The organism is Arthrobacter ulcerisalmonis (genome assembly GCF_900609065.1).
Lineage (GTDB): Bacteria > Actinomycetota > Actinomycetes > Actinomycetales > Micrococcaceae > Arthrobacter > Arthrobacter ulcerisalmonis.
Genome location: NZ_UXAU01000008.1, coordinates 12,153 through 24,888 on the forward strand (window position 1 = coordinate 12,153; position 12,736 = coordinate 24,888).

The 12,736-nt window shown below is 64.6% G+C and carries 9 protein-coding genes; 2 read left to right on the forward strand and 7 right to left on the reverse strand.

All coding sequences use genetic code 11. The features are described 5' to 3' along the window. Positions 1–160: 160 nt before the first annotated feature. The 7 genes from PSET11_RS00085 to PSET11_RS00110 form a co-directional block, all read right to left on the reverse strand. On the reverse strand, positions 161–1,843 hold the full coding sequence (locus PSET11_RS00085; RefSeq protein WP_124089530.1) for an ABC-F family ATP-binding cassette domain-containing protein: 1,683 nt from the start codon (positions 1,841–1,843) through the stop codon (positions 161–163). 29 nt (positions 1,844–1,872) lie between these two features. Continuing rightward, the gene (locus PSET11_RS00090) at positions 1,873–3,861 is read right to left on the reverse strand and encodes a penicillin-binding transpeptidase domain-containing protein (protein WP_124089532.1); all 1,989 of its coding nucleotides are present in this window, start codon (positions 3,859–3,861) and stop codon (positions 1,873–1,875) included. Between the two features lie 59 nt (positions 3,862–3,920). Next, positions 3,921–5,369, reverse strand: coding sequence for a phytoene desaturase family protein (locus tag PSET11_RS00095; protein WP_124089534.1), 1,449 nt, complete (start codon positions 5,367–5,369; stop codon positions 3,921–3,923). After that, complete coding sequence (locus PSET11_RS00100) at positions 5,362–6,825, reverse strand: glycosyltransferase family 87 protein (protein WP_124089536.1); 1,464 nt, start codon at positions 6,823–6,825, stop codon at positions 5,362–5,364. The genes PSET11_RS00095 and PSET11_RS00100 overlap by 8 nt, the downstream gene beginning before the upstream one ends. A gap of 65 nt (positions 6,826–6,890) precedes the next feature. Beyond that, positions 6,891–7,040 (reverse strand): hypothetical protein, encoded by a 150-nt coding sequence (locus PSET11_RS16570; RefSeq protein WP_160118932.1) that lies wholly within the window; start codon positions 7,038–7,040, stop codon positions 6,891–6,893. Between the two features lie 645 nt (positions 7,041–7,685). Beyond that, on the reverse strand, positions 7,686–8,270 hold the full coding sequence (locus tag PSET11_RS00105; RefSeq protein WP_124089538.1) for a histidine phosphatase family protein: 585 nt from the start codon (positions 8,268–8,270) through the stop codon (positions 7,686–7,688). Next, complete coding sequence (locus tag PSET11_RS00110) at positions 8,267–9,775, reverse strand: CCA tRNA nucleotidyltransferase (RefSeq protein WP_124089540.1); 1,509 nt, start codon at positions 9,773–9,775, stop codon at positions 8,267–8,269. Before PSET11_RS00110 ends, PSET11_RS00105 begins: the two co-directional genes overlap by 4 nt. 158 nt (positions 9,776–9,933) lie before the next feature. Between PSET11_RS00110 and PSET11_RS00115 the strand changes: the two genes are divergently transcribed. Together PSET11_RS00115 and murJ are read left to right on the forward strand one after the other, a co-directional pair. Further along, positions 9,934–10,482 carry an NUDIX hydrolase gene (locus tag PSET11_RS00115; RefSeq protein ID WP_377947594.1) on the forward strand — a complete coding sequence of 183 codons (549 nt, stop codon included), beginning with the start codon at positions 9,934–9,936 and terminating at the stop codon, positions 10,480–10,482. 71 nt (positions 10,483–10,553) lie between these two features. Then, positions 10,554–12,677 (forward strand): murein biosynthesis integral membrane protein MurJ, encoded by a 2,124-nt coding sequence (gene murJ, locus PSET11_RS00120; protein ID WP_124089542.1) that lies wholly within the window; start codon positions 10,554–10,556, stop codon positions 12,675–12,677. Positions 12,678–12,736: the final 59 nt, after the last annotated feature.

The following is a 12,736-nucleotide window of genomic DNA, read 5'->3' on the forward strand; positions in this document are numbered from 1 at the left end:
GATCAAAATTTTGGAACCCTCCCGGAGTTTTTACGACCGAACGGCCAACCCTCCCGGAGTCCTGGTGCTACCGCCGCCGAATGTCCGGGAGGGTTACGCAAAACGCGACGGGATGTCCGGGAAGGTTGGTAAAAAAGCGGCAGGATCTCCGGGAGGGTGGCTAGCGGGCGCGCTGGACGCGCTTCTCGTCCCACACGGGTTCGTCCGATTCATATACCTTGCCGTCGGAACCAAACACCATGAACCGGTCGAACGTCCTGGCAAACCAGCGATCGTGGGTCACCGCCAGCACTGTTCCCTCGAAATGGTCGATGGCCCGCTCCAACGCTTCCGCCGAGTGCAGGTCGAGGTTGTCCGTGGGCTCGTCCAGCAGCAACAAGGTTGCGCCGCTGAGCTGCAGCAAAAGGATCTGGAAGCGGGCCTGCTGGCCGCCAGAGAGCGACTCGTACTTCTGCTCGGACTGCCCGACCAATCCGTAGCCGTCCAGCGCACCGGCGGCAGCCTCGCGGCCCATCCCGGAACGGTGTTCGTCGCCGCGGTGCAGGATTTCCAGCAGGGTCTTCCCCAACAGGTCAGGCCGGACGTGAGTCTGCGCGAAGAACCCTGGCCGGATGCGGGCGCCGAGTTTCACGGTGCCCTCGTGCGGCACTTCTGCAATGTCGACGTCGGACACCGGCACGTGTTCGCGCTCCGGGTCCGTGCCGCCCGTGGCGAGCAACCGGAGGAAATGGCTCTTACCTGACCCGTTTGAGCCCAGCACGCCAACCCGGTCCCCAAACCAGACCTCGGTGGAGAACGGTTTCATCAGACCGGTCAGCTCAAGCCGTTCGGCAACGATCGCGCGTTTGGCAGTTCGGCCGCCCTTGAGCCGCATCTGCACGTTTTGTTCGATCGGCAGCGCTTCGGGTGGACCAATTTCGAGGAATTTCGCCAGCCGGGTTTGCGCTGCGTGGTACCGGTTGGCCATGTCAGAGCGGAACGCGGCCTTGTTTTTGTACATGTTGACGAGTTCTTTGAGCTTGACGTGCTCCTCGTCCCACCGCTTCCGCAGCTCTTCGAAGCGCGCGTTCCTGTCGGCCCGGGCGTCCACGTAGGAGCCAAAACCGCCGCCATGGATCCAGGCACCGGCACCGTTGATGCCCGGTTCCAGGGTGACGATCCGGCCGGCTGCGTTGTTGAGCAACTCACGGTCGTGGCTGATGAAGAATACTGTCTTCTTGGACTCGTTGAGTTTCGCTTCGAGCCATCGTTTGCCGGGCACGTCGAGGTAGTTGTCCGGCTCATCGAGCAGCAGCAGTTCGTCGGGGCCGGCGAAGAGCGCTTCCAGGACCAGCCGCTTCTGCTCGCCACCGGAAAGGGTCGACGCCGGGCGGTGCTGCGCACGGTCGAATGGCAGTCCCAGCGCGGCCATGCAGACCTCATCCCACACGGTTTCGACGTCGTAGCCGCCAGCGTCGCCCCAGTCCACGATCGCCTGGGCGTAGCGCATCTGGCTTGGCTCGTCGTCGTGCTCCACCATGGCCAGTTCTGCTTCGTCGACTTCCTTGGCGGCAGCGGCGAGTGCCGGTGGCGCGGCGGAAACCAGGAGGTCACGGACAGTGGACTCGTCCCGGACCTGGCCCACGAACTGGCGCATGATGCCCATGCTCCCGGATCGGCCAATGACTCCCTCGTCCGGAACCAGGTCGCCGGAGATGATCCTGAACAGCGTGGTCTTGCCGGTGCCGTTGGGGCCAATCAGGGCCGTTTTGGTGCCATCCGGGACCTTGAAGTTCACTCCGTTGAGAAGCTGGGTGCCGTCGGAGAGGAAGTAATCAATGCCAGAAACGTCAATATGGGCCACGGGGTCCATCTTCCCATGGAGTGCGCCTGCTAGCCCGCGGCGGTCAGGAACTCCTTGAGTAGGGGCCCCGAGGTGGTAGCGCCCAGTCCGCCGTCTTCGACGAATACCGCCACGGCCAAGTCGCCATGCACGGCCACAATCCAGGCGTGTGTCTTGGGCGGGTTCTCCTTGCCGAACTCCGCGGTGCCGGTCTTCGCGCCGACAGGCGCGCCGGGGACGCTGGCGAGGAATCCTGCGTGCCCGGAGGTAACCACGGCCCGCATCATGTCAGCGAGCAGGGCAGCTTCAGCTGCGGTGATCGGCTGGCTTGAGGCGGTGGCGGGCGCGTTGCCGGTAGCGGTGGCGGACGGCTGGGCTTCGGGGGCTGCCGAGCCCGTGGCGGTCCCCGCGGCAGGCGCCCCCGCTTGTGGGTTGAGAACGAGTTGCGGCGCAACCGGTGCGCCCTTGGCCACCGAACCCGCCATCATGGCTGCGGCGAGAGGCGACAACAGCACTTTGCCCTGGCCGATCATGGACGCGGCGTGCTCGGTGCCGGCCGCTTCGCCCGGGACCGACCCCAGGAACGCCTCAGCACCCAGCGTGGGCGCTTCAACGGCCAGTCCCATGGCGGTGGCTGCCGATTCCAGTTGAGTTTGGGATACCGAATCGCGGGCGGCGATGAAGGCCGTGTTGCAGGAGTGTGCAAAGGCGTCGCGGAGGGTCACGGAACCCAGCGAGGTCTCGGGGTAGCCCTCGGAGTTCTTGAAGGTCCGGCCATCAACGTTGAGCGTTGGGGTGCACTCCACCTTGGAGTCAGGTGTCAGTCCGTTGCGGAACATGGCCAGCGAATCGACCATCTTGAAAATTGAGCCGGGTGCGTACTGGCCCAGCATGGCGGTGTTGTAGCCGTTGCTGCCGGGCCCTGACGCGGCGGCCAGGACGGCGCCACTGGAGGGGCGCAAGGCAACAATGGCCGACGCCGGACCAACGTTTGCCAGGGTGGTTTCGGCCAGCGTCTGGAGACGCTGATCCAGGGTAGTTTTCAGGGGCGTGCCAGGAACGGGCGCCACTTCGAAGAGGGTCCGGCGCGGGTCTGTGGTTGCCGCCTGGATCTGTTCGCGGGTCAGGTCGGCGCGTTGGGCCCTGATGATCAGGGCGTCTGTTCCGCGCAACTGCTTGTCATACTGCTGCTGCAATCCGCCATTTCCGGTCACTTCACCGGCGGTCAGGGCACCGTTGGACGATTGGATCTGCTCGGCTGATGCTTCGCCGACAGAGCCGAGGATGGGACGGGCGAACGTGCGGCTCGGCGCCAGCGGGACAGCATCGGAGATCGCCCTTGCCCCCGGGATGGCGGCAATCTGTTCGTTGGTCACTGTGCGGCCGTCTTCGCGGAGCGTGATCGCTGGAACGAAGGCCTCAGCCCCGGCGGCCTTGACCTGAGCGGTGTAGGTGGCGGGGTCAACGCCCACCAGGGCAGCCAGTTTTGCGGCGGAGTCTGCGGGATCGGCGCTGCCAAGTTGGGGTTTGTCGATCCCGACGTTCACCACGGGACGGTAGGTGACCAGGGGAACGTCGCCGGCACCGAGAATGTCGGCCCGCTGGGGAGATTGCGAGCCCTTGGTGACGATTTCCGAGTCCGCCAGGCCGGGAGCCAAGGTGGTTGGGTCCCAGACGGCGAGCCATTTGTCGCCGGACTTCTTGATTTTCGCGGACACCGTGTACTTCCACTCCGACGCACCAAACGTCCAGGTGTAGGTCAGGGGAGCGGTGGCCTCACTGCCGTCCACCGTCACGTCTCCAGACTGGACTGCTGGCTTTTGCGGGTCCAGGGCCGCAAAGACACTGCGGATCTGGTCAGTCGCGGCCGCGGAGTCCTTGCCCTCGAACGGAACGGACCCCAGGTCCAGGGCTGAGACTCCGGAAGCGAAGCCCTGCACGGCCGATTCCGCTCCGTTGCGGCCGTCATCGCAGGCCACGAGTGAGGTCCCCAGGACCAATGCAGCGACGGCCAGTGAAAGCTTTGTTCTATTCCCCATGGCGCCATTATCCCCGATCTGCACGCTGGATTCGGCCAGCGGAGCGCCGGTTTCCGGGCTTAGCCCGAGGCCAGGCCCAGATTGGGGCGGGACAAGCCGAATATGTCCTTCAGGGCATGGGTCGCTGCGTGCAGGCCTGGCATGCCGCTGACGCCGGGACCGGGCGGTGTGGCGGAAGAACACAGGTAGACGCCGCGGAGCGGGGTCCGCCACGGCACCGTGGAGATGATGGGGCGTTGCACCAGGCCGCGCAGGTCTACGGCACCGGCACTGAAGTCGCCGCCCACATAGTTGCGGTTGTAGGCTCCCAGTTGCGCCGCTGTGACTACGTGAGACTGCAGCACCACATCCCGGAAGCCGGGAGCGAAGCGTTCGATCTGGGCTGTGATGGCCTCGGTCATATCTGTGGTTGAACCGGCGGGAACATGGCAGTAGGTCCAGAGGGTGTGCTGGCCGGCCGGGGCGCGGGAAGTGTCGAAGCCTGACGGCTGGGCAACCAGCACATATGGCCGCTCCGGGTGTCGCCCGGCGGCAACGTCCCGCTCGGCCTGCGCGAAGTCCGCCCGCGTGCCACCGACGTGCACCGTGCCGGCGGCCCTGAGTTCGGCAGCAGCCCACGGCACCGGATCAGACAGGATGAAATCGACCTTGCATGAAGCATTCCCGTAGCGGAATTTCTCCAGGCTGTTGCGGTAGCGGGGTGGCAGTTCCTGTGCTGCCATGCGCAACAGTCCTTGGGGTGCCACGTCCAATACGGTGGCGGCCGACGGCGGCAATTCCGCCAGCCGCTCCACGGGGGAATCGGTGTGGATGACACCGCCGTGGGCAGCGAGGTCTGCAGCCAGGGCGTTGGCGATCGCCACCGAACCGCCGCGGGGGATAGGCCACCCGCTGGCGTGTCCCAGGGCTCCGAGCAAAAGACCTGCACCAGCGGACGCCAGCGACGGGAGCGGGGACACTACATGGGCTGCCACGCCGCTGAGGAGCGCCGGGGCCAGATCTTCGCGGAAGCGTGCATTCCACAGCAAGGAACCCTGTTCCAGGCTCCGCAGGCCAAACCGTGCGGCCATCACTGGATCGTTGGGAAGCCGTAGGAGCTGGTTCTGGGTGAAGTCCATGACCTGGCCGGCGCCCCGCACCAGCGGTTCGAGGAGTGAGCGGTAGGCGGCTCCATCTCGGCCCAACCCAGCGGCAGTCCGATCAAGCGAGCGGTAGGCCACGGCCGCCCTGCCTCCCTCGAGTGGCGTCCCGTAGGACACGTCGGGAGTAATGAAGTCCACCCGGCGGGTCAGTTCGAAGGCGTTGAAGAAGGGCGAGGCGAGGGCCATGGGGTGCACCGCTGAACAGATGTCATGCAGGTGGCCGGGCTGCATCAGCTCGTCGGTGCGGGTTCCACCGCCAAATCGGGGGGCCGCTTCGAAGACTTCTACGCTCAGCCCGGCCCGGGCCATGACCACTGCTGCCGCCAGCCCGTTGGGCCCGCTGCCAACTACTGTGACATCAGGCACCGGTCCGGGCCTGCCGTTTCTGGGTAATACGACCGGTGCGCCGGGACAGCCACTGCGCATCGGCGGCATTGTTGAAGGGGCCGCCGTGCGGGTCGTCAACGTGATGCCGCCTGATGGGGTCCGAACTGGGGTGGTAAATGTCCCACACCACCCGAGCCATGAGATACGCCACCGCTGCCATGTGGGCCGCCACAGCCAGGACGTAGTAGGGCATGTCCAGGTTGTGCTGAACGGGGCCTGAACTGGTGACCTGCCCAAGGTACAGCCAGATGGCGGCCCAGTGCAGGCCTTCAATTCCCTGCCAGATGAGGAACTCTCGCCAGTTGGGACGAGCCAGGGCCAGCAGCGGGATCAGCCAGATAACGTACTGCGGCGAGTAGACCTTGTTGGTGAGGATGAGTGCCGCGACGATCAGGAAGGCAAGCTGGGCGAGTCGGGGCCTGCGCGTGGCGGTCAACGCGATGTAGGCAATGCCCAGGCACGCAACCACGAAGAAGCCCAACGAAAGGACATCAACGGCACTCACGTCCAACGATGGACCGCCAAGTCGGGCTGCGGCGAGGTTGAAAGCGAACCACGGCGAACTGTAGCCGGCTTCCCGACTGGCATTGAATTCGAAGAAATAGTCCCAGCCCGGAAAATTCGCCACAACGAAGGGTAGATTCACCAGGCACCAGGCAGCTGCCGCCGCGCCTACTGTGATCAGCGCCGGGCGTTTCTGGCCGGTGCGGATGGCCAGCAGCACCACTGCGGCCAGGATCAGGACCGGATACAGCTTGGTGGCGGCAGCCAAGCCGATAAGGATTCCCGCGGCAAGCGGTCGGTTCCGGGCGAACAGGTACATGCCAACGGCCAGCAACGCAGCGGCCCACAGGTCCCAGTTGATGGTGCCCGCCAGGATGATGCCAGGCGCCACCGCGACCATCGCCGCGTCCCACGGCCGCCGCCCAGCAAGCCGGGCAGTCACCAGCACAGTGACCAGTGCTGCCACCGCGACCAGTCCTGCGTTCACGTCGAAGTAGGCGAGGGTCCGGGCATCGGTGATGCCCGTTCCCGGTACCAGCCAGGCAGTAACGCCGGCGATCAAGGCAATGAGGGCGGGATACTCGAAAAGGCTGCCGGCACCCAGGATGGGAAAGAGTCCATCTGCCAACCCGCGGCTACGGAAAAGCTCCGGGAAGTCGGAGTAACAGGTGGCGTAGAACTGGCCAGGCGTTGACCAACCGTTGACCCGGCAGTAGTCCTTGAGTACCAGCCCCAGCAGCGCGGCCAGGATGGTAAGGACCACCAGTACCCGCTCTACGGTAAATATTCGGGGTGCGATGACTCCGGGATCCGTCCGCCGGCCCAACGGCCCGCCAACCACCTCCGTAAACTGACGGAGGGTGCTGTCACTTCTGGTGGGGACCACCAGGGATGGCCCGCCGCGGCGTTCCGGGGGCATGGTCTCCTGCATGATCCCGAGCATACCGCCGGTCCGGACCGGGGCAGCTCGCCAGGGCAACGCCCAGTGGCAGCTCGTCAACGCAGGCCTGACATCTGCTGGTGCATCATGACGAAGACATCGTCGCGCTGCTGCTCGAGACGGGCGCCGTTGAATGGCTTCCGGGCAACGCGACGGCCGGCACGCTGGCCGGAGACGGCGAGGAACAGCTCGGAAAGTTTTTTCACCAAGGAAATCACCTCCTTTCAGTAGTGATGAATTCGGACATGGCAATAAGACCCCTTATTGCCCGAGTAAAAGGCAATGATAAAAAGCGGCACGATTACCGCAGGGCATTTCGCCAGGAAAAGGAAATGCGGGAATGGTGCGGATGCGCGCTGGCAGCGAAACCGGCAACGGCCATGGCAAGCAGGCCCTGCCAAGGATCCGTTCGGCGTCGAACGCCAGACGGCTGCCCAAAGAACCGGACAACGCCAGCAGGGTCAAGCCCCGCCGGAGAGGCGGGGACGCGCCAAATAGCGTTGGCCAACCAACAGCAGGGGTAGCGAAGCTATCGACCTAAGGGTCCAACAACTCCATCACTGCTGCGGGCCAAGCAGCCCCGGACAGTTGGTCCGGGTCAGCTTGAAAAGGGGCAGACTTACGCGCCGAGGAGGCCAGCGAAGCCACGCTCACGGACAACTGAGGCCGGGCGTGCAGTGCTGACAGTCTTCCATTCGCCAGTCAAAGTAATCATTTTCCCAACCTCCTCTTCTGTTGTTCGCTACACCGTGGTGCGACGCGGGCTAATGTCCCGGCAGAGCGCCTTGGGACTGAAATTAAAAGTACACCAGAATTGACTGGAAAACCAGCTAATTCAGAAAAGAAGAAATTCAGAGTCCCCAGCGGACAATTGCAGGCGTTTTCTTGTCCCATCCGAGCGTGCAGACCTTTGCAGTTCCCAACACAAAGTGCCGCCCCTCAACGGGGGACAATTCAAGCCACCGGGCCGTCAGAATCCGGGAGAAGTGCCCGTGCGCCACAATCAGCACGTTGTCCATGCCCGACTCCAACACGCGGGCAATGATCTTGTCGGCGCGGGCCGCCACCTGGTCAAGGGATTCGCCATTGGGTACGCCGTCTTTCCAGATCAGGTACTCGGGGTTGTCCTTGCGGATGAGGTCGGAGCTGATGCCTTCGTAGTCACCGTAGTTCCACTCCACCGCCAGGGGTTCCTGTTGCGCGGCCGGAAAGCCGGCAAGTTCCGCGGTCCGCCGGGCCCGGCGGAGCGGAGATGTCAGCACCAAGTCGAAATCGACAGTATCGAGCACCTTGCGCGCATCCACCGCCTGCTGTTCGCCCTCAACGGTCAGGGGCAGGTCCGTCAGGCCGGTGTACTGGCCGCTCTTGGACCATTCGGTCTCACCGTGGCGGAGGATCCAGAGCTGCGGGCGGGGGGAAACGGCGGGAACGGTCACTTGGACTCCTGGGCTGGGGAAGGGACGACGGCGGCTGCCGGCGTGGGTGCATCAGGCTGGGCGGGTACGGATTCAGGCTGTTCTGCCCACCAGGCGAAGAGGCGCGCCGCCGCTTCATCTTGGGGCAGGGGCCCGCTTTCCATCCGTTCATTGAGGAGGAATTTGTAGGCGCGGCCAACCACGGGACTTGGCTTGATGCCGAGCAGCTCCATGATGCGGGCGCCGTCGAGGTCCGGACGGACGGCGTCCAAGGATTCCTGTTCCCGGAGGACGGCAATCCGGGTTTCGAGGTCGTCGTAGGCGAACGAGAGCCTGTCAGCCTTGCGTTGGTTGCGGGTGGTCACGTCGGACCGGGTGAGCCGGTGCAGGCGCTCCAGGAGTGGGCCGGCGTCTGTGACGTAGCGGCGCACGGCGGAGTCGCTCCAGCCGGCCTCGCCGTAACCGTAGAAGCGCATGTGCAGTTCCACGAGCCGGGCCACAGCTTTGGTGCTGTCATTATCGAAGCGCAGTGCCTTCATTCTTTTCGCGGTGAGTTTGGCCCCCACCATGTCGTGATGGCGAAAGCTCACCGCGCCGCCCGGTTCGAAGCGACGCGTAGCCGGCTTGCCGACGTCGTGCATCAACGCCGCGAACCGCAGCACAAAATCCGGGCCGGGCACCGCCCCGTCTGCTGCGGTTTCCAGTCCGGCGGCCTGCTCAAGGACCTGCAAGGAATGTTGGTAGACGTCCTTGTGCCGGTGGTGCTCGTCCGATTCGAGGCGCAACGCGGACACCTCGGGGAGGACGAATTCGGCCAGGCCGGTGTCCACGAGCAGGTCCACGCCCACCCGCGGACGCGCACCGCAGATCAACTTGACCAGTTCGTCGCGGACCCGTTCGGCCGAAATGATCCTGATGCGTTCGGCCATGTTGGCCATGGCTTGGCGGACATCATCGTGGACGGCCACCCCCAGCTGCGCCGCAAACCGGGCTGCGCGCATCATCCGCAGCGGGTCGTCAGAGAACGATGATTCGGGGGAACCGGGCGTGGCGAGGATTGACGCGTGCAGGTCGCGCACGCCACCAAACGGATCCACGAGTTCCAGGGAGGGTAGTTTGAGGGCCATGGCGTTGATGGTGAAGTCGCGGCGCAGGAGATCGTCCGTGAGGGAGTTACCAAACGCCACTACGGGCTTGCGCGAGTCCGGATCGTACGCTTCTGCCCGGTAGGTGGTGATTTCGATCTGGAACCCGGACTTGCGCATCCCGATGGTGCCGAACGCGCGCCCGATCTCCCAGAAGTTGTCAGCCCACTTTTTGATGAGCGCCACGGTCTGGTCAGGGGTGGCGTCGGTGGTGAAATCCAGGTCGAGCGAGGTTCGGCCAAGGAACAGGTCGCGCACCGGTCCGCCCACCAGCGAGAGCTCATGGCCGGCGTCCACAAAGCGCTGGCCGAGCTCCAGGACCACCGGGTCAACCTTGAAGTCGACGGTGTGGGAATCAATCTTGTGATGTTGGTGCGCCATAGTTGCTTAAGCTTGTCAGAAATCCGCGCCGTGGCAGGCCATTTTCGGCAAGTTCGCCAAGGATTCCGTGTGCCACCGGCAAAGGTGGCCATCTGCTGTCCATAGTGGAGTCATGTTCCGGTCATCACGATCGGGCAACAGTCGTTAGAGTGGACTCCATGGCCCACCCAGTACCGAGCGCTCCCGGCAGGAGGACAAACGCACCATTGCCATCGGCAATCGGTGCGCACGTTGCCCCTGCCCAGCATTCGGCACCGGCTTCCCTGCCCACTGTGGAGGAAGTGTCTGCCGGCGGTGTTGTGGTTGACACGTCCGACGCCGAATTGCGGGTTGCGATCATCGCCCGGCTTAATCGCGGCGGACGCCTGGAGTGGTGCCTTCCCAAGGGACACCCGGAGGGCAAGGAAAACAACGAAGAGGCTGCGGTCCGCGAAATCGCTGAGGAAACCGGCATCGAAGGCGACATTCTGGCGCCGTTGGGCAGTATCGATTACTGGTTTACCGTCAGTGGGCATCGAGTCCACAAGACCGTTCACCACTACCTCCTGCGGGCCACCGGTGGCGAACTGACCATCGAGAATGACCCGGACCAGGAAGCTGTGGACGTGGCCTGGGTTCCCATCCAGGAATTGGCCCGGAAACTGTCCTTCCCCAATGAGCGGCGCATCGCCGATCTGGCCCGCGAGGTCCTTCCCAACCACCGCTGAGGCTTCCCTCGCGTGGGCACAACGGGGCCGCCTGGCCGCACTGGACCTGTTCGGGTGAGACGATAAAGGCGATGCCTGCCACCAATTTTTCCCCCGACAAGTCCGGCCGCCAGTCCGACGCCGACCCAAACGGCGTTCCTGCCGGGACAGTTCCCTCAGCACCCGATCGGGCTGCAGCGGGAGCCAGTGAAACGCGTTCCAGTGCCATCATGGCGGCAGGTACGCTCGTGTCGCGTTTCCTGGGCTTTGGCAAGACCTGGATGTTGGGCACGGCCTTGGGGCTCGGCTCCACGGTCAATGACACGTTCATCAACGCCAACAACCTGCCCAACCTAATCTTCCTCCTGGTGGCTGGTGGCGTGTTCAACGCCGTTTTGGTCCCGCAGATCATCAAGGCCAGCAAGGCACCGGACCGGGGAGCCGACTACATCAGCCGGCTGCTCACCCTGGCCATCCTGTTATTGATGGGGTTGACGGCCTTGGTGACGTTGGCGGCGCCGTGGGTCATTGAGCTCACCACCCAGGGCTACAACCCGCAGCAGAAGGCATTGGCCGTCACGTTCGCGTTCTGGTGCCTGCCACAGATCTTCTTCTACGGCCTCTATGCGCTGCTGACCCAGGTCCTCAATGCCAACGGCGCCTTTGGGCCCGCCATGTGGGCTCCCATCCTGAACAACCTGGTGGCCATCGGCGGCCTGGGCATGTTCATCTGGCTGTTCGGCACCAACGAGTTCAGCCCCCACACCCTGGCGAACTGGGGCCCGGACCAGACCCTGCTGATTGCTGGATTCTCCACGTTCGGCGTGGTGGCCCAAACCGCCATCCTGCTGATCCCCGTGATTCGGCTGCGACTGGGCCTTCGGCCGCGCTTTGGTTGGCGCGGCGTAGGCCTGGGCCAGGCTGCCAAGTTGAGCGTATGGACGCTCCTGACGGCCGCCGTCGGGCAGTTGGCCTTCCTGTATGTCATGCGGATCGCCACGATCCCGGGTGCCGAGCGGCTGAGGTTGCGCGACGCCGGCGCCCCTGGCGCGGAGAACCTGCCCGGCAACGCGGTCCTGGAGGTCGCCAGCCAGCTTTACCTGCTGCCGCACTCGATCATCGCTTTGTCGCTGGCGACGGTGCTCTTCAACCGGATGACGCGGGCCTCCCAGGACGGCAACAAAACGGCACTCCGGGACGCTCTTTCGCACGGGCTGCGCACCATGGCGGTAGCGACCGTTTTCGGCGCATTGGCCCTGTTTGCGCTGGCCGGGCCCCTTGGCATGTTTTTCTCGGGCGGCTCGCGGCAGGACGGCGTGATGCTGGCGCAGACGCTCACCATCCTTGCCCTCAGCACCCCGTTCCTGAGCGCAAACTTCATGATGTCAAGGGTCTTCTACTCCAACGAGGACGCCCGCACGCCGTTCTATGTCCAGCTGCTGCTCGCGGTGGTCTACGTGGTGGGCGCTTTCATTATCCAGTTCCTGCCGGTGGGGCAGATCATCTACGCCATCGCCATCTTGTACATGGCGGGAAACATCCTGTCGGTGGTCATCAGCGCCGTCTTCCTCCGCCGGCTCCTGGGACACCTCGACGGCCCTCGGATCGCTAATTCCTACATCCGGATGGGCTACGCAGCACTCGGTTCCGCGATCGCTGGCGCGGGCGCTCTCTGGCTGATGGGGAGTTACAGCCTCGACGGATTCGCCTGGCAGGACCGGCTTTCAGCGCTACTCACGGTGGTGGTGGTGGGTCCTGTCATGTTGGTGGTGTACCTGTTGCTGCTGCGGGTTTTCCACGTCACCGAACTCCGGGACATGCTCCGGCCGCTGATGGGCCGGTTCGGGCGTGGCGGCGGTGCCGTTCCTCCGCCGGAAGGTCCGACGTCGGGATCCCCACAAAGTGCCGCGGCAGGCGCTGCGGAGACGCCCCAGCGCGCCACCACCTCGCTGGACACCGGCCTCATCCCTCGGATTTCCGGTGAGTTCGACGCCGCGTCGTTCCGCGCGGGGCCCATGCCGGAGCGCGCACCGAAGTCGTACGACGACGGTCCCCGGCAACAACCTGCCGGCGGCTATTTGCCGGAGGAGGACGAGCCCAGCACGGCCCAGGCGGGCAGGCTGCGGGCAGGGATTCCGCTTCCCGGCCGTCGGACCTTCCAGGGCAAAGCCGGTCAGAACCCTTATTTCTCGGCGCGGCGGCCACGAAGGAAGTAAAGGATCCCTTGCGTGCGGCGGCTGGTTTCCCGGGCTCCGGGTATCCAATCGGATAGGAT

Excerpts from the sequence above, each read along its gene's own strand:
- PSET11_RS00110 (WP_124089540.1), bottom strand. The coding sequence starts at position 9,775 with ATGGCGCACCAACATCACAAGATTGATTCCCACACCGTCGACTTCAAG.
- PSET11_RS00115 (WP_377947594.1), top strand. The coding sequence starts at position 9,934 with ATGGCCCACCCAGTACCGAGCGCTCCCGGCAGGAGGACAAACGCACCA.
- PSET11_RS00100 (WP_124089536.1), bottom strand. The coding sequence starts at position 6,825 with ATGCAGGAGACCATGCCCCCGGAACGCCGCGGCGGGCCATCCCTGGTG.
- murJ (WP_124089542.1), top strand. The coding sequence starts at position 10,554 with ATGCCTGCCACCAATTTTTCCCCCGACAAGTCCGGCCGCCAGTCCGAC.
- PSET11_RS00090 (WP_124089532.1), bottom strand. The coding sequence starts at position 3,861 with ATGGGGAATAGAACAAAGCTTTCACTGGCCGTCGCTGCATTGGTCCTG.